Here is a 22,555-nt window from a genome sequence, read left to right on the forward strand (position 1 = left end):
TACTGGGTTTTTGTACAGTTGTTTTCGGCCAGGATCAAACGCATTTTTTGATTTGCCCTAGTTCGCCGCCTCCAACCAGACGGACGGTGCCTGGCCGAGGACGCGCCGGAACATCGTCGAGAACGCCGCCGGGCTTTCATAACCGAAGTCCAGAGCGATCCGCGTCACCGCATCACCGGCCGCCAGCCGCGCCAGTGCCAGCACCACGCAGGCCTGTTGCCGCCATTGACTGAAGCTCAACCCGGTCTGCTGCCGAAACAGTCTGTTGAAGGTGCGCAAGCTTATGTGCAACTGCTCGGCCCAGTGTTGCGGTGACTGACGGGCGTTCGGCTGATGCAGAAAGTTCTGACACAAAGCCAGGAGCTTTCCGTCAGTCGGCAGCGGAATGTGCAAGGGCAGGGGCGCACTGCGCGCCAGTTCATGCAGCAGCAAGTCGATCAGTACGCCATCGCGTCCTTCGAGGTCATAGGCCAGCGGCACTTCCACCGCCTCCATCAACAAGTGCCGCATCAACGGCGAAACGCTGATCACCTGGCAGCGCTGCCCCAAATCCACCGACCCCGGCTCGATGTACAGGCTGCGCGTGCTCACGCCCAGCATCAGCACCTCATGTGCCACTCCCGGCGGAATCCACACTGCCCGTTGCGGCGGCACCACCCAGTTGCCGTCATGGGTACGAACCTGCATTACCCCGGTCGCGCCGTACAACAACTGCGCCCGCCGATGCGTATGAAATGGCAACAGATGGCCGTGGGAATAATCCGTACCGACCGCCACCACCGGGCGCGGTGTGTCATCCAGCAGATTGATCGAAACATTCCGCATCGAGCGTTTCCCGGTAGTTGGCGTAAACGCAAACATTATTGGCTGAGTTGCTGAAGCAGGCCAAGCCGCGTCGCTCTATCGTTGTCCGCTCCCCATTACCGGAAGACGCGCCATGTTCTACCTCCTGCTGACCCTCTTCGGCTGTATGACCGGCATCACCGCCGTGCTCTTCGGCTTCGGCGGCGGCTTCGTCGTCGTGCCGCTGCTCTATCGCATGCTCAGCGCCAGTCACGACGCCATCGGCCAATCGGCCATGCACATCGCCGTCGCCACCTCGACCTGCGTGATGATCGTCAACGCCCTGATCGCCACCGATAAACACCGCCGCGCCGGCAACCTGATCCGCCACTACCTGTGGCCCCTCGGCGGCTTCATCGCCCTGGGCGCGATCATCGGCGCGATCGCCGCGGTGTGGGTCAGCGGCGAGGTCATCCGCTACGCCTTCATCGCCTACCTCGGCGTGACCATCATCGACTGCCTGCTCAGACGCGGCTTCCTCATCCGTGACGAAAGCGTCATCCCACGCCGATTAGATCGCAAGGAAATATCCGCCGGCGGTGTAGGCATCGGCGCCATCGCCACGTTCCTCGGCGTAGGAGGAAGCGTCATGACCGTGCCGCTCCTGCGCCGTTGCGGACTGAGCATGTCCCAGGCCACGTCCATGGCGAACCCGTTGAGCGTGCCGGTGGCGGTGGCCGGGACGCTGACCTACATGGCACTGGCCGGTTTCAGCAAGATGGATCTGGGCGCGTGGTTTGTCGGGTATGTGGATTTGCTGGCGTTTACGGTGCTGACGCTGGGGTCGTTGGTCGGGATTCGGCTGGCCACGCCGTGGATCGGGCGGATACCGGATCGGGTGCATGCGTGGGTATACATTGCACTGCTGATCGTCGTGATGCTGGGCATGTTGCTCAAGTAGAGCCTCGATTCCTGCACGCATCCTCTGCATACTTCGCAGCCTCATTCATTCAGGGATTGATCCATGCTCAAGGGACTGCTGCGCCTGGCGCCATACGCTGCGGCGCTGTTCACACTGATTTCCACCGCCCATGCCGAAGAGGGCCGGCGCGTGTTCACCGGCACGCTGGGCAAGATGCCGATTGTGGTGGAGCTCAACACCACGCAGCAGGACGAAGTTACCGGCCGCTACTTCTACGAGAAGTATCACCGCGACCTGGAGCTGAGCGGCTCGCTTCAAGACAGCACTTTGAATCTGGTTGAGGGTAACAACCGCTATGGCGACGACAAACCGCTACCAACCTTGAAGCTGGAAGAAACTGCCAATGGCTGGCAGGGTGAATGGCAAAGTCCGCAGGGAAAGAAACTGCCGGTTAAACTTGCAGAGGCCAGACTTCCCGCGCCAACGTCAGCAACTTTGCCGTTCATTGCCGCGCTGCCATACGACGAGCCTTACGAGTATCTGCGCCTGCAGGGAATCAAACTGAAACCGGCGAAGAAAGAAAACTTCATGGGCTACGACCTGCAATGGTGGACGGAGCCTGAGACAAAAATCTCGCTGTTCAGCGTGGAGTCCGGACTGTCGAAAGATGATCAGCAACGGGTAAACCAGCAGTTGCTCGGGCGACTCTGGAATGAGGTCATCAGTTACCACCGCTGCCAGCTGCGGGGCGGAGAAAACGTCGAATTCATGCAGCAGGCAGAACCGAAAATGATCTCGCCAGCCGTGGTCAGCCTGAACATCTCCACCAGCTACTACTGCGGCGGCGCGCATCCGGATTTCGGTGATTCCCCGCTCAACATCGACGTGAAAACCGGCCACCCACTGTCGCTTGAAGATGTGCTGTGGGTCGGTGAAGGCAAACCATTGCTACACGCCGAGCGCGACAGCCTGGGCGACAAACCGCTGAGCGAGGCCGAGAGTGACGCGCGTTATCGGTATGTCAGCAAAGAGCTGGTGCCTTGGGTCATCCAGCAATTCACCGCCCTGTACCCCACGGAAATGAAGAAACCGGCGCAAGATGACGACTGTGATTTCACAGATGAAAGCATCTGGGGAACTACGCCGTGGTACTTCACTGATAAGGGCCTCTACTTGGGCGCCTACTTCGCTCGAGTACAACGCTCTTGCGACAGGCCAGACTGGTCGATCCTGCCGTACTCCGTCGTCAACCAACACCCAGGCGCGGTCGAGCTTCAACTGCCCAAAGGCTAACCATCACGCCAACCCCGGCGCCTCCCGCACAATAAAGTGATCCAGGTTCTCGATGTTGGCACTGAACACCCCGAACGTCTGTTCGGGGTTCTTCTTGCTCGGCACCTGCTTCAACTCCGGCGTCACGCCATAGAAGAAACAGAACAACGCCTTGTCGCTGTCGATCGCGTGCTTGATCTCTTCCAGAAACGCCTTGCGCTTACGGTAGTTGTCGATCAACTTCTTGCTCAAGTAAACGTTCACCGAATACGGCTTCTTCTTCGCCTCATCCGCCTGCTTGAACCAGATCTTCTGCTCGAAATCGATGCGAAAACTCTGGGTGTAATCCTTGATCTCCTTGATCTTGCCCCAGTAAATCAGCCCCTTGTTGTCCGTCAGATACTCAATCTTCTTGAAGAACGAGCCATAAGGCGCCGTGTGCTCGCCGATCTTCAACGGCATGCGCTTGAGCAACTCCTTGTCGGCGAAGTTCGACACAAAACACTCCACCGGATGCGCAAACACACTGGTCTTGTCCGGCGCGGTCTCACGCCCCGGCGACTCCTTGGAACTCACCTGCGCCACCCGCACCGGATCATCCCGCAACACATCCGCCGCCCCCGCAGGCGCAGCTGGCTTGCGCACATACTCACGCCGCGTCAGCAACAACTCCGACGGAAAGTGCTCCTCCCGCCCGTCATCCACCTCACCCTCCGCCGCCTCAACTCCCGACGTCGACGCCTTCAAACTCACATACGGACAACCCGCTACATGCTGCGTACCGGGCAAGTTCTTGAAGTGCGGCGTGCGCACGTAATTCACGTTCTTGGCGTTGAACGTGCCCAGCTCGCTGGAGGCATCAAACGCCAAACGACAGGCATCGTTGGGGCACTGAAAGTGTTCCTTCGCGGAGTCAAACGCCACCGTCTCATCGAAATTGAGATCGCGAACGTCATAGATCGACAACTTGTCGTCGAGGCTGAGGCAGTAGGCGAGATCGAATTTCATGGCAGGGCTCGGGTCCTTGAGTGGGGGAGGGGTATTAATAGCGGGAGGCGCGGCGGGTTGCACTGATTGTTTTCAGGATGATGCGGAATCTGTGGGGGGCAGCCTGCTGGCGATTCCAGGCATCAACCAGATTTCAATCCTCACCCCGCCACTGCGGGCAGCACATCACCCCTGTGGCGAGGGAGCTTGCTCCCGCTGGGCTGCGAAGCAGCCCCAAGATCAGCCAATACGGTTAGTCAGATAAACCGCGATTATTCCTTTTCGAGTCTTCCAACGTTTTCATACAGCCAAGCAGTGAAAGCCTCTCTGTCGTCAGAATGGTGGCAACGTTGGTGACAGTTGGGACATAACGCCACAACATTCGTGTCAAGGTCCGAACCCTTTTGCGACAGGTGCTTGACGTGATGCACTTCTAAAAACGGTTTCCCATCCTTTTCAAATGGCGCTGCGTTGCCACAACCTTCGCACTTTCCGTTGGCCTGCTGACGAACCCAGCCCCTCAATTCAGGATCGCGAACGTAAGTCTTTCTGGTGGTCTCGGTCCAAACAGGATTTTTTATCCCTTTTGGGATGTATAGGAATGGCTGCAGCTCAAATTTGGCCGCTCGCTGTTCTAGTTTTTCTTCGTCCGCCGTGGGATCAGAGTCCTCAGGAGTAACAACACTAGAAGCGTCGAGTGCTGTACGAATGCTTCGCGCAACATTAGCGCCGACATTCTTGGCAGGTTTGTAACCCTTGATAGGTTCACGGCCCAACTCGACCATGACGGAAGAAATGTTCTGCATCCGAAATTCGATAGAGCTCTTGGTTCGGTCAGCCAGTACACCCTCGCGAAGTACGCGATTCTCGTGTGCCTTGTTGTATGCCTGTTCTTTCTGTTCACACGACCACATCCGGAGATAGGCATCGACCGCCGCCTGAATCTCTACGTCACTCCAGTCGCTGTTACTTTTTTCCATAACCATACAGTCGCCGAGGGTTGAAAACCCTCGGACGATACTAAGTGGCCATCACAGCTGTCTACGAAAATTCCTACAAAAAATAGCGTCGGATCTCGCATGTGATCCTACAAGCGCATCGCTTACCCCATCGAATGCTTCGACGACTGAAAAGCCTGAGCCACCCTTCGCCACCAAGGCTTCGTCGCCATCGCTTTTCGTGGTGTCTGATCACTCAACAGATAAGGCATGTCCCGCAGCCGAATCCAACTTTCGTTCTGCCAATGCAACAGGCTCAGCGACATCTCCGGCCAATCCAACAAACTCAACAGCGGCCGATCTGAATGTCCCAAATGTTCCGCATCGCGCAAGGCCGGCACCACCTGATGAGTCAGCCACTCACGCAACAACCGATTCCCCGGAACGTAGTGATACACCAATAGCGCGTACACACCGGACTCGCTGAGCATCAATTGTTTTTCGGGTTGCCGGAAATACTCGATCCACAAAACGCGACGCTGATCCTTGTCAAGTTTGTTGACCATGCGCTCGCTCAGATGGATACCCATCAGGCGACCGATATCGCGCGCGCAGAACCATGGTTGGTTTTCAAGGAGGAGGGCGTGGAGAGAGAGGTTGTGGCGGGTGAATAGTGTGGGATTGTGTGAATCAGACATGATCTACCTCCTGATGCGGAAGCAGAATTTCAGCAGTGAAGCTGTAGGTGATTTCCTCCAATAAGAAGGGAAAAGTCTTAGGCATATCCTTTACCTCTACTTGATAGCTTTCTTAGGGCTAAGGCGCCGGGAGTTAAGAAACCCCAAGTAGAAGGCCGGACATATTCCCCTTACGGGTCTTGTATTAGCCCACTCCCGACATAGCAAAGGTTTTTCACGCCCACGAGAAATCCATAGGCACAAAAAAGCCGCATCTTTCGGGAGCGGTCAGGCCGCTACTTGAGGCGTTTCTTAGGCGCCGGAGACCCATACTATGTGTTTGTTGTGGATAGGTCAATTTTAATATTTATAGTGGCCATTAATTGTGATGGTAATAATGTTTAACATGCTTGAAGAAATCACGCGCCTTGAACTACTTGTTCCGTACTCGCAGACAAGAACTCGGAAATAGATGCGGCATTCAATATCATGTTTTTTATTTTTTCTTTTGTTGTGTGTACCGCTGTTTCGTAATTTGCGAAATCAATCGCCGATACACCGCTTCTCTGTGCTCCATGCGCAATAGCATTTCGCCTATTTACTAATCTAGAAAGTTCTCCCTCTTCGTTTTGAAAAGCTTCGGTGTCCAGGCCGGATCGGTATAGTATTTTTTTTAGCACGTGCGGCCAAAGGTTGGACTCAACATCTGTAACTTTTTCTACATCAAGTTTTACTACGATGTTGTTAAAGTTTTCTAGGGAGTCAATGAACTCTGTTCTTCGGCACAGTCGGTGTAAATTTGAATCGTCTGGAAGAGATTTTTTAAATATCTTACCTTTTCGATCAAGTTGGTCGTAAGCATCGAATACAGATTGCAGAGACGAGGCTCTGATAGGATTGTTGACTTGATGGCATTTAAGATTCAGGCTGTTAATGCCCTCGATATAAATGGCAAATACGCTTTTGCAAAAGCCTTCGTAGTTTGAATATAGTAATAGTAGTAGCGATTTGTTGAAGTTTTCAGTTTGAGCTTCGGATGTGCTTTGAGCGTATAACGCATTTCTGATTTGTGTATATTCTGTATCGCGCCACCTTCCTTCCAATTCAATTTGAGATGCAATTTCATTGATGTCGAGCTTGCGAATATTCATACCATGTCGGCCACGATTTTGTTTTTGACAAAGTTTATTCTCTCTCTCAACTGTTTGTTGTAGTTCTTACCTCCTCCTGTTGTTAGAGTCATGAAGGTCTGGTCAGATTTGACTTCGTTTAATATTTTGTCCAGCTTTTCAAGAGGTAGTGGATCTAAAGCTAGTTCTTGAATTGCATTCAATGTCCCGAGTGTAATGGCCTCGAAGTGTAATGATTGAAAGCGCGATATCCAACTGCCCTTGTCATTTTTGGGGGAGAATGAATACTGGCCTAAAGTGGTGGCAAGAGTTGAGAAAGTTTCTTCAAATAATCTTTTTTCTTCTTTGTAATCAAATGTCGTTGAAGTGTCTGGGTCGGATACAGATTCCATGTATTCAGTTAGAAAGTCACCGATATCATGATTGTAATTGTCTAAATCATTCTTGAAGGCGAAATAGCGTAGTACTAACTCTTGATCGTATTTCTCGTCTTTTTTCTCGGTTGTTACTAGCTCTATACATTTTTTATAGTCATCGTTGCGACTCATTTCAATGATGAAATCGTTAAATGTTGGCGATAGTAGGCGGATTGTGCAGTTTCTCAGTTCTTGGGCGGAAAGATTTTCGCCTCCAGTGTTTAGGCGCTTGAACATGTAGTAGCGGAGACGTTGGTCGCTTTCCTTTCTAATTACTTCTACTCTAATAAAGTTGCGTTTAAGTTTTATTTTTAAGGCAGAAGGTAGGTCTTCATAAGAAAATCCATTCAGTTCTTTCACTACATCGCACTCGGAGAGTTTCAATGCATTTTCACCTTCGGGGCGATCTTTTAATGCGCCTCTAAAGTGCAGATAACTGGAGATTCGCTGTAGGCCATCGATAAGTTCATAAACGTTATCATCTCGCTCGATAACGAAGATTGGCGGTATAGGTAGTTCTAATAATAGAGATTCTATTAAGCGAGATTGATTTCCCTCTGACCATCGGAACAGGCGCTGATACTCTGGAGAGATAACTAATTCATCGCTCTCATACATGTCTAGAATTTCATTGAAAGACAGGTCTAATGTTCTTGTTCGAACACTAGCAATCTTGTTGTCTACAGAGATTATGAGGTCTGATCCGTCTTTTTTCATGATTCTCTCCTGAGTGTTAATACGCTTTCAGTGGCGATTTTGTTGGACTGATATTTATTTGATTTAGTATTTATAGCAGCTTTATTCCGGGTTGCAATAAAGTCGTTTTGTTCCACTAGAGACCACTTGTTGGTTATAAACATATCTGTGGTGATGGCCGCTAAGTCAATGAATATTTCTTTATAGTAAGAGTCTTGGACGACTATGTAGCATATTCCCCCATTTTTCGTTACACGTGAGATTTCAATGATTGACTTATAAAGTGAGTCAAAGTACCGCAAAAAGCTTTTTATGTAATATCCATTCGATGCTTTGCTTGGGTGCGCTCTGATTTTGTTCAGTGTTTCGCAGCAAAGTGATCCCCACTCGTTTGTTTGTGAAATTCCATTTTCAACTAGTGTTGAACCTATCAATTCGTTTCTCAAGCTTAGAAATTCAGCTTCTGAGCAAGAAAGTACTGCTAGTTCAATTGAAGTTGCAATCGCATAATCAATTCTAGTGCAGTAGGGGGGGGATGTAATTATTAAGTCGACTACATTGTCTTTGAGCGGCAAGAAACGAGAGTCTGCAGTAATAATGGTCGAGGTTGCTTGTGAGTGCAGGTTTTCGTCGCTTTGAGCACGCTTTATACAATTTTCGAGTTCAAGCTTAATTGATTGTTTTGTAGGGCGAATTCTGCTTCTTGTTTCAGGCTTTTTTATCCATGTAGGATTACTCGAAACATATTTTTTCAGAAGGTTTTTAGTAAGATTGAAAAGAAGTACATATCCGAGAGACCTGTCTTGTTCGGTCGAAAGGTTTCGGATTTTTTTCTCTATTGATCGTAGTATGGCAACACCGCTTGGGGCAATCCACGCTAAAAGAGGATCATCCTTTGCTGGAGGCGTAGCAAGTTCTTCGCAGAGAAGATTTAGATACTCGAAATTTCGATTGCGAGCTTCTCTTGCTTTAGCCACTACAGCCATGACAGGGTTTCGATCAATCCCAATCGATGGGATTCCAAGTTTGCTGCACGTATTGGTAGTCGTACCACTCCCGTTCCACGGATCAAGGACAACAATTTTGTTGCAAATTTCCATGTCGGAAAGTGTTTTATGTACTGCGCTTTCTACAAAATCAACTGCAAAGCCTGCATAGTATTTAAACAATTTTGGGGCTTTGCTTGATTTTAATTTTGGATTTTTAGTTGGCATAAAAAAAAGGCGAGCATTAACTCGCCTTCACTACTCCAGAAAAATTTAGTCCCAGCTCAACGCACCACCAGTCTGATACTCAATAACCCGCGTCTCAAAGAAATTCTTCTCTTTCTTCAAGTCCATAATCTCGCTCATCCAAGGGAACGGGTTAGTCGTCCCTGGGTATTCCTCTTTCAAACCAATCTGCGACAAACGACGGTTAGCGATGAACTTGAGGTAGTCCTCCATCATCGCCGCGTTCATGCCCAGTACGCCGCGAGGCATGGTGTCGCGGGCGTATTCGATTTCCAGTTGCGTACCCTGCAGGATCATCTGGGTCGCTTCTTCCTTCATTTCGGCGTCCCACAGGTGTGGGTTTTCGATTTTGATCTGGTTGATCACGTCGATGCCGAAGTTCAGGTGCATGGATTCGTCGCGCAGGATGTATTGGAACTGCTCGGCGACGCCGGTCATTTTGTTGCGGCGGCCCATGGAGAGGATCTGGGTGAAGCCGCAGTAGAAGAAGATGCCTTCCAGAACGCAATAGTAGGCGATCAGGTTGCGCAGCAGTTCTTTGTCGGTGTCCGGGGTGCCGGTTTCGAACTTCGGATCGGAGATCGAACGGGTGTATTTCAGGCCCCAGGCTGCCTTTTTCGCGACCGACGGGATCTCGTGGTACATGTTGAAGATCTCGCCTTCATCCATGGCCAGCGATTCGATGCAGTACTGGTAGGCGTGGGTGTGGATCGCCTCTTCGAAGGCCTGGCGCAGGATGTACTGGCGGCATTCCGGGTTGGTGATCAGGCGGTACACGGCCAGCACCAGGTTGTTGGCAACCAGGGAGTCGGCGGTGGAGAAGAAGCCGAGGTTGCGCATCACGATGCGGCGCTCGTCGTCGGTCAGGCCTTCCGGGTTTTTCCAGAGGGCGATGTCGGCGGTCATGTTGACTTCTTGCGGCATCCAGTGGTTTGCGCAGCCGTCCAGGTACTTCTGCCAGGCCCAGTCGTACTTGAATGGTACGAGTTGGTTGAGGTCGGCGCGGCAGTTGATCATGCGCTTTTCGTCAACGGCGACACGGGCGGAGGCGCCTTCGAGTTCGGCGAGGCCTTCGGCGACGTCGAGGGAATCCAGTGCTGCCTTGGCGCGGGCCACGGCGGCCGAGTCGTCGGCGGTCACGGCGCGGGCTTCGAGCGCTGCGGCACCGCCGGCGCTGTCGAGGCGGTCCATGTTGGCTTCAGTAGCGTGGCCGGCGTTGGCGCCTTTCACGGTTGCTACTTCACTGTCTTCTTTGTCGAATTCGTCCCAGCTCAGCATGACGTGTCGTCTCCTGCGTGAGGGCCTGTCGCCCCGTGTGAAACCTGATTGGTGGGTTTTTCACACGGTCGTACAGACCGCGTTGGATCTTAAGGAATCGTTTTTTGCGGCAGCCAAGGCAGGCAATAAAACAGAATTTTGTACGGGTTTCCGAGAGCCTCTGACGGGCGCAGATCAGCGTTGACGCTGCTGCGGGGCTTCAGAATGGCTTTTGCTCCCTGTAAGGGAATATTGCTGACCCGATTAGGGCGGCATTATAGGGAAAAAAACACGGCTGTGCTGAGGCGAATCCGCGCATGGAGCGGTCGAGGAGGCTGGTTTTTCGATGAGAGTGCGGGTTTACAGGGCTTTGCCGGGGATAGATTTTTTTTCGTAAAAATCTCGCGATTGTGGATTTGCTCAAAAAACGAACAAAAAAACCGGTTTTTCACTACATCTAGTGTTTTGCAAGCATTTTTGACGACTCCAGACACAACTGAGCCCGACCGAAGCCGGGCTGGAATCGACCCTCAAATGAGGCGCTGAGCGGTCCGATTCGGTGCAGTCTCAATCATCAATTGGTGCAGCCGTTGCCCATGACGCTGTAACGCAGGATGTGGCGCTGACCCTTGGAGTCGTCGTACTCCATTTTGGCCGGTACCACTTCGCAGACATTCGGCACTTCGCTCATCGATACAACTTTGGCGATATCCAGGTGAGTGGAATAAGTGTATTCCTCGATCACCGGTTGTTGCTGTGCGACATCAGTCGGGACCTCGTCTGCCATGGCGGTTGCGCACAGACTGCTGAGGGCCAGAACCAATAAAGCTTTCATTTCAGATTTACCTTTTTGAGGTCGAGTGGGGTCACGCAACCTTTTTAGGGTTGCGTGTGGAACTTCATCGTTTGCAGTTATTACTTGAGAGCTGGATTAACGGCCTTCGTGGGGGCTGTAACGTTGTTAATCGCGTTTGCCTTGTCGGCGGAGTGGATTTTAGGCAGGTGGGGTGGGGGTAAACAGATGGGGTTTTGATAAACACTTTTGGCGGTTTTGGTAACAATCCCGACAAAACACCGCCCAACCCTTGTAGGCGCTGCCGAAGGCTGCGATCTTTCGCCTTTGATTTTTGCAAAGCAAGATCAAAAGATCGCAGCCTGCGGCAGCTCCTACAACCATCGTCGAATGGTTCTATGGGGCCGGCCCGGCTACAACGGGGTCATACAAAAACAACTATTCCACCGAGGTAAGAAAGATGAGTGCGGCTTCTCTGTATCCCGTTCGTCCCGAGGTTCTGGCCAATACGCTGACTGACGAGGCGACCTACAAAGCCATGTACCAGCAGTCGGTCGTCAACCCTGACGGTTTCTGGCGCGAGCAGGCCAAGCGTCTTGACTGGATCAAGCCTTTCACCACGGTGAAGCAGACTTCCTTCGACGATCACCATGTCGACATCAAATGGTTCGCCGACGGCACCCTGAACGTTTCCTACAACTGCCTCGACCGTCATCTGGCCGAGCGCGGCGATCAAGTCGCAATCATCTGGGAAGGCGACGATCCTTCCGAAAGCCGCAACATCACCTATCGCGAACTGCACGAACAAGTGTGCAAACTGGCCAACGCCCTGCGTGGTCAGGACGTACACCGCGGCGACGTGGTGACTATCTATATGCCGATGATCCCTGAAGCCGTGGTCGCCATGCTGGCCTGTACCCGGATCGGTGCGATTCACTCGGTGGTGTTCGGTGGCTTCTCGCCGGAAGCGCTGGCGGGGCGGATCATCGACTGCAAATCGAAAGTGGTGATCACCGCTGACGAAGGCATTCGTGCCGGCAAGAAGATCTCGCTGAAGGCCAATGTCGACGACGCGCTGACCAACCCGGAAACCAGCAGCATCCAGAAAGTCATCGTGTGCAAGCGCACCGGTGGCGACATCAAGTGGAACCAGCATCGCGACATCTGGTACGAAGACCTGATGAAAGTGGCGGGCACCGTCTGCGCGCCGAAAGAGATGGGCGCTGAAGAAGCGCTGTTCATCCTTTACACCTCGGGTTCGACCGGTAAGCCGAAGGGCGTGCAGCACACCACTGGCGGTTATCTGCTGTATGCGGCAATGACCCACGAGCGCGTGTTCGACTACCGTCCGGGCGAAATCTACTGGTGCACCGCCGACGTCGGCTGGGTCACCGGTCACAGTTACATCGTCTACGGCCCGCTGGCCAATGGCGCGACCACGCTGCTGTTCGAAGGCGTGCCGAACTATCCGGACATCACCCGGGTGGCGAAGATCGTCGACAAGCACAAGGTCAACATCCTCTACACCGCGCCGACGGCGATCCGCGCAATGATGGCGTCGGGTACCGCTGCTGTTGAGGGTGCGGATGGCAGCAGCCTGCGTCTGCTCGGTTCGGTGGGCGAGCCGATCAATCCGGAAGCCTGGGACTGGTACTACAAGAATGTCGGCAAGTCGCGCTGCCCGATCGTCGATACCTGGTGGCAGACCGAAACCGGCGGCAACATGATGAGCCCGCTGCCCGGTGCGCATGCTCTGAAGCCGGGTTCGGCGGCACGTCCGTTCTTTGGTGTGGTACCGGCGCTGGTCGACAACCTCGGCAACATCATCGAAGGCGAGGCCGAGGGCAATCTGGTGATTCTCGATTCGTGGCCGGGTCAGGCGCGTACGCTGTATGGCGATCATGACCGCTTTGTCGACACCTACTTCAAGACCTTCCGTGGCATGTACTTCACCGGTGACGGTGCGCGGCGTGACGCTGATGGTTACTACTGGATCACCGGGCGTGTCGACGACGTGCTCAACGTCTCCGGCCACCGTATGGGTACCGCCGAGATCGAAAGCGCAATGGTCGCCCACCCGAAAGTCGCCGAAGCGGCGGTGGTCGGTGTGCCGCACGACATCAAGGGGCAGGGCATTTATGTCTACGTCACCCTGAAGAATGGCGAAGAGCCGAGCGAGCAACTGCGCCTGGAACTGAAGAACTGGGTGCGCAAAGAGATCGGCCCGATTGCTTCGCCGGATGTGATCCAGTGGGCGCCGGGGCTGCCGAAGACTCGTTCGGGCAAGATCATGCGGCGGATTCTGCGCAAGATCGCCACGGCGGAGTACGAAGGGCTGGGCGATATCTCGACCCTGGCGGACCCGAGTGTGGTGCAGCATTTGATTGATACGCACAAGACGATGAATGTGGCTTAAGTAGAACGTCTGAAAAGAACAAAGCCCCGTCCGGTGTATGCCGGGTGGGGCTTTTTTGTATCTGGAGTTTTTGTGGGGGGGGCGGGCTGGCCTCTTCGCGAGCAGGCTCGCTCCCACAGTTTGACTGAGTACCTTCAGACAAAATGCAGAACCCTGTGGGAGCGAGCCTGCTCGCGAAGGCAACTTGGCTGACGCCCGTGTAGCCCGCTGTCGGAACGCAGGCCCCACCCACCAATAATTATCGATCTCCCCCGCAAGCCATTTCCCGCTGTTACCGCCTGCCTTCCACGTAACCGAATGTGTAACCGCCCGCGTCAAACCGGGGCGAAGGGAAACGCATCGCCCCGTTTTAGAGCCTCAAAATCCCCGGTGAAAAATAAGACCCAACGCTGCGCTTGCCGGATTAGAAGGGTTTGCGAATAATAGGCCCGCAATTTGCAGCATAGATCGGTTCACTGTCTTTCGCTCTTGCATGAATTTGCAAGGCTGTCAATGCGCTCAAGCGGGTTTCTCTGTGCATCTGTAATTAGTTGTCGCATTGAAGAAATATCGGCTTCGGGCCTGTCGTTAGAATGCCGATCACTCGCTCATCGTGGCTGACGTTGAAACCCCTGGTGGTTTCACCGGGAAATTTCCCACCGATGCTGCACCGCTTTCCCGATTCACCCATTCGCATATTGGGCTGTCGCTCACTCTGCCGTTTTTGCCCTTTACCGATGGAGTCCCAAGATGAAGAAACTTGTGCTGCTTGGCGCCCTGGCACTGTCCGTGCTGTCGCTGAATTCCTTCGCTGATGAAAAACCTCTGAAGATCGGTATCGAAGCGGCTTACCCTCCGTTCGCTTCCAAAGCGCCGGATGGCAGCATCGTTGGTTTCGACTACGACATCGGCAATGCCCTGTGTGAAGAAATGAAGGTCAAGTGCCAGTGGGTCGAGCAAGAGTTCGACGGTCTGATCCCGGCACTGAAAGTGCGCAAGATCGACGCGATCCTGTCGTCCATGTCGATCACCGAAGACCGCAAGAAGTCCGTGGACTTCACCAACAAGTACTACAACACCCCGGCCCGTCTGGTCATGAAGCAAGGTACTGTTGTCAGCGACAACCTGTCTGAGCTCAAGGGCAAGAACATCGGCGTGCAACGTGGTTCGATCCATGAGCGTTTCGCCCGCGAAGTCCTGGCCCCGCTGGGCGCCGAGATCAAGCCATACGGTTCGCAGAACGAAATCTACCTCGACGTGGCCGCCGGTCGCCTCGACGGTACCGTCGCGGACGCCACCCTGCTGCAGGACGGCTTCCTGAACACTGACTCCGGCAAAGGCTTCGCCTTCGTCGGCCCGCAGTTCACCGACGTCAAATACTTCGGCGACGGCGTAGGCATCGCGGTGCGCAAGGGCGACGCGCTGAAAGACAAGATCAACGCTGCGATCGCGGCTATCCGTGAAAACGGTAAATACAAAGCTATCCAGGACAAGTACTTCGCCTTCGATATCTACGGCAAGTAACACGTCTCTGCGACAAGTCAGAAATGGCGCAAGCAACAGGATCTCTGCGGTTTGCGCCATTTTTTCATCCCAACTTTCGAGGACCTGAATCATGTTGAAAGGCTACGGGGCTGTCATCCTCGATGGCGCATGGCTGACGCTTCAGCTCGCCTTGTCGTCCATGGCCCTAGCCATCGTTCTCGGGCTGATCGGGGTCGCATTGCGCCTGTCGCCGATTCGCTGGCTGGCGTGGCTGGGCGATCTGTATTCCACGGTGATTCGCGGGATTCCCGACCTGGTGCTGATCCTGCTGATCTTCTACGGCGGTCAGGACCTGCTCAACCGCGTCGCGCCGATGCTTGGCTATGACGACTACATCGACCTGAACCCGCTGGCCGCCGGTATCGGCACCCTCGGTTTCATCTTCGGCGCCTACCTGTCGGAAACCTTCCGTGGTGCGTTCATGGCGATCCCCAAGGGCCAGGCCGAAGCGGGCATGGCGTACGGCATGAGCAGTTTTCAGGTGTTTTTCCGGGTGATGGTGCCGCAGATGATTCGCCTGGCGATTCCCGGCTTCACCAACAACTGGCTGGTGCTGACCAAGGCCACCGCGCTGATTTCTGTGGTCGGTCTGCAAGACATGATGTTCAAGGCCAAGCAGGCGGCAGATGCCACCCGCGAGCCTTTCACCTTCTTCCTCGCAGTGGCGGCGATGTACCTGGTGATCACCAGTGTCTCGTTGCTGGCGCTGCGTCACCTTGAGAAGCGCTACTCGGTAGGCGTAAGGGCGGCTGATCTATGATCTTCGACTACAACGTCATTTGGGAGGCCATGCCGCTGTACCTCGGCGGCCTGCTGACCACCCTCAAACTGCTCGCGCTGTCGCTGTTGTTTGGTCTGCTGGCGGCACTGCCGCTGGGCCTGATGCGCGTTTCCAAGAACACCGCGGTCAACGGCATTGCGTGGCTTTATACCTACGTGATTCGCGGCACGCCGATGCTGGTGCAGCTGTTCTTGATCTACTACGGTCTGGCCCAGTTCGAAGCCGTACGTGAAAGCTTCATGTGGCCGTGGCTGTCCAGCGCGACGTTCTGTGCGTGCCTGGCCTTCGCGATCAACACCAGCGCCTACACCGCCGAAATCATCGCCGGCAGCCTCAAGGCCACGCCGAACGGCGAGATCGAAGCCGCCAAGGCGATGGGCATGTCGCGCTTCAAGATGTACAAGCGCATCCTGTTGCCATCGGCCTTGCGTCGGGCGCTGCCGCAATACAGCAACGAAGTGATCATGATGCTGCAGACCACCAGTCTGGCGTCCATCGTGACCCTGATCGACATCACCGGCGCGGCCCGTACCGTCAACGCGCAGTACTACCTGCCGTTCGAGGCGTACATCACCGCTGGCCTGTTCTACCTGTGCCTGACCTTCATTCTGGTGAAGCTGTTCAAGCTGGCCGAGCGTCGCTGGCTGAGCTACCTGGCCCCGCGGAAGCACTGATATGGAACGCATCGACCACGTATTGCCGTGGAGCCATCTGGGCAGCGAGCGCAAGATCTCGGTCTTCCGTTTTGGCCAGGGCGAGCGCAAGGCCTACATTCAGGCCAGCCTGCACGCTGATGAACTGCCGGGCATGCGCACCGCCTGGGAGCTGAAAAAGCGCCTTGGCGAACTCGAAGCCCAAGGCCTGCTCAACGGCGTGATCGAGCTGGTGCCGGTCGCCAACCCGCTGGGCCTCGGCCAATTGCTGCAAGGCAATCATCAGGGACGGTTCGAGGCGGGTAGCGGCAAGAATTTCAACCGCGATTTCGTCGAGCTGAGCGCGCCGGTTGCGGCGGCGCTGGCCGAGCGTCTCGGTGACGATCCGCACGCCAACATTCGCCTGATCCGTCAGGCCATGGCTGATCATCTGACAGCATTGCCCGAGGCGGGCAGCCAGTTGCAAGGCATGCAGCGCGTGTTGCTCAGCCATGCCTGCACCGCTGACGTGGTGCTGGACTTGCACTGCGATGCCGAAGCCGCGCTGCACATGTATGCACTGCCGCAACATTGGCCGCAGTGGCGTTCGCTGGCCGCGCACCTGAATGTGAAGGTCGGTCTGCTTGCGGAAGATTCCGGCGGCAGCTCCTTCGATGAAGCGTGCTCGTTGCCGTGGCTGCGCCTGTCGCGGCAGTTCCCGGACGCGCAGATTCCGCTGGCGTGCCTGGCGACGACTGTCGAGCTGGGCGGTCAGGCCAATACCGACCGCGTCGATGCGCTGGCCTGGGCCGAAGGCATTCTGGCGTTCCTCGCCGAGCAAGGCCTGATCACTGGCGAGTGGCCGAAGCCGGCCAGCGAACCGTGCGAAGGCATGCCGTTCGAAGGCACTGAATTACTGTTGGCGCCGCACCCCGGTGTGGTGAGCTTTCTGCGTAAACCCGGCGAGTGGGTTGAAGCCGGGGATGAGATTTTCGAAGTGATCGATCCTGTGTCCGATCGGGTCAGCACGGTGTGTGCTGGTACCTCCGGGGTGCTGTTTGCCATTGAACGGCTGCGCTATGCCCAACCCGGTTTCTGGCTGGCCAAGGTGGCGGGGCGCGAAGCGCTGCGTCACGGGCGCTTGCTCAACGACTGACTGACTGTTTTTGTGAGAACCGACCGCATGTACAAACTTGAAGTCCAAGACCTGCATAAACGCTATGGCAGTCACGAAGTGCTCAAGGGCGTGTCCCTGAAAGCGGCAGCCGGCGATGTGATCAGCATCATCGGCTCCAGTGGCTCCGGCAAAAGTACTTTCCTGCGCTGCATCAACCTGCTTGAGCAGCCGCACGCGGGCAAGATCCTGCTCAACAACGAAGAGCTGAAACTGGTGGCCAACAAGGACGGCGCGCTGAAAGCCGCTGATCCGAAACAGCTGCAGCGCATGCGTTCGCGCCTGTCGATGGTGTTCCAGCATTTCAACCTGTGGTCGCACATGACCGCGCTGGAAAACATCATGGAAGCGCCGGTCCACGTGCTGGGCGTATCCAAGGCCGAAGCGCGCGAGAAAGCCGAGCACTACCTGAACAAGGTTGGCGTGGCGCATCGCAAAGACGCATTCCCTGGGCACATGTCCGGTGGCGAGCAGCAGCGTGTGGCGATTGCCCGTGCGCTGGCGATGGAGCCGGAAGTGATGCTGTTCGACGAGCCGACGTCGGCGCTCGATCCGGAACTGGTCGGTGATGTTCTGAAGGTGATGCAGGCTCTGGCCCAGGAAGGCCGCACCATGGTCGTGGTCACGCACGAAATGGGCTTCGCCCGTGAAGTGTCGAACCAGTTGGTGTTCCTGCACAAAGGTGTCGTTGAAGAGAGCGGCAACCCGCGCGAAGTGCTGGTCAATCCGCAATCGGAGCGCTTGCAGCAGTTCCTCTCGGGCAGCTTGAAGTAATCAGAGCTGCCGATATGCACCGGAATAGTGCATGCTTCGCAGCCTGAAGGCTGGCTCCAATCCCCTGTAGGAGCTGCCGAAGGCTGCGATCTTTTGCCCTCGCTTTTGAAAATCAAAAGATCGCAGCCTCGTTTCACTCGACAGCTCCTACAGTGGGCGCTGTGCAGGTTTCGAGATTTGCGTTCATTTACGGGCTAGCATTGGCCCATGCCTTCATCACCGTTCTTCGTTTCGGATTGCCCGCCCATGACTGCCCATCGAATTGGTTTCCTGATTTGGCCCAGCACTAAAGCTCTGACGCTGGCGCTGGCGGAGGAGGCCTTGCGTGTTGCTCAGCGGGTGCATCCGGAGGTGGTTTACGAACTGTCGTTCCTGCAGGCCGAAGCCAGTCCTGAAGCGGCGGCCGGCGGAGCCTGGCAACTGCCCGGCGGAGCCTGGACCGGCAAGCTGGAAAACTTCCAGAAACTGTTCCTGCTCGCCGACGAGCCACCGACCACGCTGGCCCCGGCCCTTAGCAGCGCGCTCAAGCAACTGGTGCGTGCCGGCTGTGTGATCGGTGGTCTGTCGGCCGGTGTCTATCCGTTGGCGCAGCTCGGTCTGCTCGACGGTTATCGTGCAGCCGTGCACTGGCGCTGGCAGGACGATTTCGCTGAGCGTTTCCCGAAAGTCATCGCCACCAGTCACCTGTTCGACTGGGATCGCGATCGCCTGACCGCGTGTGGCGGCATGTCGGTGCTCGATCTGCTGCTGGCGGTGCTGGCCCGTGATCATGGGGCCGAGCTGGCCGGTGCGGTGTCCGAAGAACTGGTGGTCGAGCGCATCCGCGAGGGCGGCGAACGCCAGCGCATTCCGCTGCAGAACCGCCTTGGTTCCAGCCATCCGAAGCTCACCCAAGCGGTGTTGCTGATGGAAGCCAACATCGAAGAACCGCTGACCACCGACGAAATCGCCCAGCACGTGTGCGTGTCCCGTCGGCAACTGGAGCGGATCTTCAAGCAATACCTCAACCGCGTGCCGAGCCAGTACTACCTGGAATTGCGCCTGAACAAGGCCCGGCAGATGTTGATGCAGACCAGCAAGTCGATCATTCAGATCGGCCTGTCCTGCGGTTTCTCTTCCGGGCCGCATTTCTCCAGTGCCTACCGCAACTTCTTCGGCGCGACGCCACGGGAAGATCGCAATCAACGACGCAGCAGCAGTCCTTTCGAACTGTCGTCGGTGCCGCCAGAGCGCGGTTGATCCGCGTCCTGTTCAGGGGCGAGCCGAGTGTTTTGCAGCGTCGACCCTGGCCTCTTTCATCTCTCTTCGTGGGTGTATCGGGTTGCCCGGTTGTTTCGGCGCGTGGGCGGTTGCCTGCGCTGGAAAAGTCCGCCCGGTAAAAACGGCTCTTCAGGATGATGTGCGGTACATATATACCGCACTCGCCAATTCGTTCTCGGGTACAAATCAGCCAACTGCCGCAAACGGCTGCGGCCAGTTAAACTGCGCCTTTGCGACGCTATATGTCGCATTGCCGTAAACCCGGGAAAATCCGGGGTTTGCGCTATAAGAAGTTGTCGCTTGGCGACAAGGCCGGGCTGAAAACTGTCCTTACAATCCCCCCATCGCTCGCCAGTTTCAGGCGGGTGTTCCTCTTCAGGAGACTCCGATGTCCGTTGAGCACGCTGCGGTAGAACGCGCCGATTTCGACCAGGTAATGGTTCCCAACTACGCGCCCGCCGCTTTTATTCCGGTGCGTGGCGCCGGTTCCCGCGTCTGGGACCAGAGCGGCCGCGAGCTGATCGACTTCGCCGGCGGGATTGCCGTTAACGTATTGGGCCATGCGCATCCGGCGCTGGTCGGTGCGCTGACCGAACAGGCGAACAAGCTGTGGCACGTGTCCAACGTGTTCACCAACGAGCCGGCCCTGCGCCTTGCGCACAAGCTGATCGACGCCACGTTCGCCGAGCGCGTGTTCTTTTGCAACTCCGGCGCCGAAGCCAACGAGGCCGCCTTCAAGCTGGCCCGTCGCGTGGCGTTCGACCGTTTCGGCAGCGAGAAGTACGAGATCATCGCTGCGCTCAACAGCTTCCATGGCCGTACCCTGTTCACCGTCAACGTCGGTGGCCAGTCGAAGTACTCCGACGGTTTCGGTCCGAAAATCACCGGCATCACCCACGTCCCTTACAACGATCTGGCCGCGCTGAAAGCGGCGGTTTCCGACAAGACCTGTGCGGTCGTGCTGGAACCGATCCAGGGCGAGGGCGGTGTACTGCCGGCCGAACTGGCTTACCTGCAAGGTGCCCGTGAACTGTGCGACGCGCACAACGCGCTGCTGGTGTTCGACGAAGTGCAGACCGGCATGGGCCGTACCGGCCATCTGTTCGCTTACCAGCACTACGGCGTGACCCCGGATATCCTGACCAGCGCCAAGAGCCTGGGCGGTGGCTTCCCGATCGCCGCGATGCTGACCACCGAAGCGCTGGCCAAGCATCTGGTGGTCGGCACCCACGGCACCACCTACGGTGGCAACCCGCTGGCGTGTTCGGTAGCCGAAGCGGTGATCGACGTGATCAACACCCCTGAGGTGCTGAGCGGCGTCAACGCCAAGCACGACAAATTCAAGACCCGCCTGCAGCAGATTGGCGAGAAGTACGGCCTGTTCACTCAGGTGCGTGGCCTCGGTCTGTTGATCGGTTGCGTGCTGAGCGATGCCTGGAAAGGCAAAGCCAAGGACATCTTCAACGCCGCTGAAAAAGAAGGCCTGATGATTCTGCAGGCCGGCCCGGACGTGATTCGTTTTGCCCCGAGCCTAGTGGTGGAAGACGCCGATATCGACGCCGGTCTCGACCGCTTCGAACGCGCCGCCGCCGCACTGACGCAAGCCTGATAGACCCTTCGGCGCCCGGGGATATCGGGCGTCGAACCCAATTTTGATACCGGGCAATATCAAATGTGGGAGCGGGCTTGTGGTGAGGGGATTTATCCCCGATGGGCTGCGCAGCAGCCCCAAGCTTTTTGAGGGCCGCTACGCGCCCCATCGGGGATAAATCCCCTCACCACAAAAGCCCGCTCCCACAATGTCCGGTGTTTTTTCTGTGATTTTTATAAGAGAAAGGAGTGACACCATGCTGGTGATGCGCCCTGCGCAAATGGCTGATCTGGGCGAGGTACAGCGGCTGGCTGCGGATAGCCCGATTGGTGTCACTTCCTTGCCGGATGACGTGGAACGCCTGAGCGACAAGATCGCTGCAAGCGAAGCCTCGTTCGCTGCCGAAGTGAGTTTCAACGGTGAAGAGAGCTACTTCTTCGTTCTTGAAGACACCGCCACCGGCAAACTGGTCGGCTGCTCGGCCATTGTCGCCTCGGCCGGTTACTCCGAGCCGTTCTACAGCTTCCGCAACGAGACCTTCGTCCACGCCTCCCGTGAGCTGAAGATCCACAACAAGATCCACGTGCTCTCGCAATGCCACGACCTGACCGGCAACAGCTTGCTGACCAGTTTCTACGTGCAGCGTGAGCTGGTGGGGTCGCCGTGGGCCGAGCTCAATTCCCGTGGTCGCCTGCTGTTCGTCGCCAGCCACCCGGAGCGTTTCGCCGATTCGGTGGTGACCGAGATCGTCGGCTACAGCGACGAGAACGGCGACTCGCCATTCTGGGATGCAATCGGTCGCAACTTCTTCGACCTCAACTACGCCGAAGCTGAGCGCCTGTGCGGTCTGAAGAGCCGCACGTTCCTCGCCGAACTGATGCCGCATTACCCGATCTACGTGCCGCTGCTGCCGGATTCCGCTCAGGAAGCGATGGGCCAGGTGCACCCGCGTGCGCAGATCACCTTCGACATCCTGATGCGCGAAGGCTTCGAGACCGATCACTACATCGACATTTTCGACGGTGGCCCGACCCTGCATGCGCGTGTTTCGGGGATCCGTTCGATCGCCCAGAGCCGTGTGGTGCCGGTGAAGATCGGCGAGCCGGTCAAAGGTGCCGGGCGCCAGTATCTGGTGGCCAACGCGCAGTTGCAGGATTACCGCGCGGTGCTGCTGGAACTCGATTACGCGCCGGGCAAACCGGTGACCCTGGATCTGGAAGCAGCCGAAGCCCTGGGCGTCGGTGAAGGTGCCAGCGTGCGCCTGGTGGCGGTTTAACGCCTTAGCGAGTTTCACGGGTGG

20 protein-coding genes are annotated in these 22,555 nt (G+C 56.0%); 11 read left to right on the forward strand and 9 right to left on the reverse strand.

The window, feature by feature from the left end:
• Nucleotides 1–57: 57 nt before the first annotated feature.
• Entirely contained in the window at nt 58–825 is a 768-nt protein-coding gene (locus tag ACM6HV_RS18585) for an AraC family transcriptional regulator (RefSeq protein ID WP_414904961.1), read from the reverse strand.
• Between the two features lie 112 nt (nt 826–937).
• Here ACM6HV_RS18585 and ACM6HV_RS18590 point away from each other — a divergent pair, with 112 nt between their 5' ends.
• Complete coding sequence (locus ACM6HV_RS18590) at nt 938–1,744, forward strand: sulfite exporter TauE/SafE family protein (protein ID WP_414904962.1); 807 nt, start codon at nt 938–940, stop codon at nt 1,742–1,744.
• 63 nt (nt 1,745–1,807) lie between these two features.
• Nucleotides 1,808–2,998: a hypothetical protein gene (locus ACM6HV_RS18595; protein WP_414904963.1), complete on the forward strand. Its 1,191-nt coding sequence runs from the start codon at nt 1,808–1,810 to the stop codon at nt 2,996–2,998.
• Nucleotides 2,999–3,001: 3 nt separating this feature from the next.
• Here ACM6HV_RS18595 and ACM6HV_RS18600 read toward each other — a convergent pair whose 3' ends face one another.
• The 8 genes from ACM6HV_RS18600 to ACM6HV_RS18635 form a co-directional block, all read right to left on the reverse strand.
• A complete protein-coding gene (locus tag ACM6HV_RS18600; RefSeq protein WP_414904964.1) occupies nt 3,002–3,985 on the reverse strand; it encodes a hypothetical protein in 984 nt (327 codons plus the stop codon).
• 251 nt (nt 3,986–4,236) lie between these two features.
• On the reverse strand, nt 4,237–4,950 hold the full coding sequence (locus ACM6HV_RS18605) for an HNH endonuclease (protein WP_414904965.1): 714 nt from the start codon (nt 4,948–4,950) through the stop codon (nt 4,237–4,239).
• A 116-nt stretch (nt 4,951–5,066) separates the two neighbouring features.
• Nucleotides 5,067–5,600, reverse strand: a complete 534-nt coding sequence (locus tag ACM6HV_RS18610; RefSeq protein WP_414904966.1) for a Bro-N domain-containing protein — start codon at nt 5,598–5,600, stop codon at nt 5,067–5,069.
• Nucleotides 5,601–5,998: 398 nt separating this feature from the next.
• Complete coding sequence (locus ACM6HV_RS18615) at nt 5,999–6,730, reverse strand: MAE_28990/MAE_18760 family HEPN-like nuclease (RefSeq protein WP_414904967.1); 732 nt, start codon at nt 6,728–6,730, stop codon at nt 5,999–6,001.
• Nucleotides 6,727–7,842: a DUF262 domain-containing protein gene (locus tag ACM6HV_RS18620; RefSeq protein ID WP_414904968.1), complete on the reverse strand. Its 1,116-nt coding sequence runs from the start codon at nt 7,840–7,842 to the stop codon at nt 6,727–6,729. Before ACM6HV_RS18620 ends, ACM6HV_RS18615 begins: the two co-directional genes overlap by 4 nt.
• Nucleotides 7,839–9,035, reverse strand: a complete 1,197-nt coding sequence (locus tag ACM6HV_RS18625; protein WP_414904969.1) for a DNA methyltransferase — start codon at nt 9,033–9,035, stop codon at nt 7,839–7,841. The genes ACM6HV_RS18620 and ACM6HV_RS18625 overlap by 4 nt, the downstream gene beginning before the upstream one ends.
• A gap of 45 nt (nt 9,036–9,080) precedes the next feature.
• Nucleotides 9,081–10,331 carry a ribonucleotide-diphosphate reductase subunit beta gene (locus ACM6HV_RS18630; RefSeq protein WP_003227292.1) on the reverse strand — a complete coding sequence of 417 codons (1,251 nt, stop codon included), beginning with the start codon at nt 10,329–10,331 and terminating at the stop codon, nt 9,081–9,083.
• Between the two features lie 553 nt (nt 10,332–10,884).
• Nucleotides 10,885–11,145: a DUF2790 domain-containing protein gene (locus ACM6HV_RS18635; protein ID WP_027612631.1), complete on the reverse strand. Its 261-nt coding sequence runs from the start codon at nt 11,143–11,145 to the stop codon at nt 10,885–10,887.
• Nucleotides 11,146–11,563: 418 nt separating this feature from the next.
• On the opposite strand from ACM6HV_RS18635, the gene acs reads away from it, so the two are divergent.
• The 9 genes from acs to aruF all read left to right on the forward strand — a co-directional run bounded on the left by acs (nt 11,564) and on the right by aruF (nt 22,531).
• Nucleotides 11,564–13,519 (forward strand): acetate--CoA ligase, encoded by a 1,956-nt coding sequence (acs, locus tag ACM6HV_RS18640; protein ID WP_145594406.1) that lies wholly within the window; start codon nt 11,564–11,566, stop codon nt 13,517–13,519.
• 729 nt (nt 13,520–14,248) lie between these two features.
• Nucleotides 14,249–15,022 (forward strand): ABC transporter substrate-binding protein, encoded by a 774-nt coding sequence (locus ACM6HV_RS18645; RefSeq protein WP_027612633.1) that lies wholly within the window; start codon nt 14,249–14,251, stop codon nt 15,020–15,022.
• A 91-nt stretch (nt 15,023–15,113) separates the two neighbouring features.
• Nucleotides 15,114–15,803 (forward strand): ABC transporter permease, encoded by a 690-nt coding sequence (locus tag ACM6HV_RS18650; RefSeq protein ID WP_003227287.1) that lies wholly within the window; start codon nt 15,114–15,116, stop codon nt 15,801–15,803.
• Nucleotides 15,800–16,498, forward strand: coding sequence for an ABC transporter permease (locus tag ACM6HV_RS18655; protein WP_095668533.1), 699 nt, complete (start codon nt 15,800–15,802; stop codon nt 16,496–16,498). Before ACM6HV_RS18650 ends, ACM6HV_RS18655 begins: the two co-directional genes overlap by 4 nt.
• 1 nt (nt 16,499) lies before the next feature.
• Nucleotides 16,500–17,612, forward strand: coding sequence for a M14 family metallopeptidase (locus ACM6HV_RS18660; protein WP_414904970.1), 1,113 nt, complete (start codon nt 16,500–16,502; stop codon nt 17,610–17,612).
• Between the two features lie 27 nt (nt 17,613–17,639).
• Complete coding sequence (locus ACM6HV_RS18665) at nt 17,640–18,404, forward strand: ABC transporter ATP-binding protein (protein WP_003227281.1); 765 nt, start codon at nt 17,640–17,642, stop codon at nt 18,402–18,404.
• A gap of 246 nt (nt 18,405–18,650) precedes the next feature.
• Nucleotides 18,651–19,643 (forward strand): transcriptional regulator ArgR, encoded by a 993-nt coding sequence (gene argR / locus ACM6HV_RS18670; RefSeq protein ID WP_414904971.1) that lies wholly within the window; start codon nt 18,651–18,653, stop codon nt 19,641–19,643.
• Between the two features lie 409 nt (nt 19,644–20,052).
• Nucleotides 20,053–21,273 carry an aspartate aminotransferase family protein gene (locus tag ACM6HV_RS18675; RefSeq protein WP_414904972.1) on the forward strand — a complete coding sequence of 407 codons (1,221 nt, stop codon included), beginning with the start codon at nt 20,053–20,055 and terminating at the stop codon, nt 21,271–21,273.
• 238 nt (nt 21,274–21,511) lie between these two features.
• Nucleotides 21,512–22,531, forward strand: coding sequence for an arginine/ornithine succinyltransferase subunit alpha (aruF, locus tag ACM6HV_RS18680; protein WP_025112905.1), 1,020 nt, complete (start codon nt 21,512–21,514; stop codon nt 22,529–22,531).
• Nucleotides 22,532–22,555 lie beyond the last annotated feature (24 nt).

The sequence above is a fragment of the Pseudomonas sp. IT-P260 genome (genome assembly GCF_949768395.1).
Lineage (GTDB): Bacteria > Pseudomonadota > Gammaproteobacteria > Pseudomonadales > Pseudomonadaceae > Aquipseudomonas > Aquipseudomonas parakoreensis.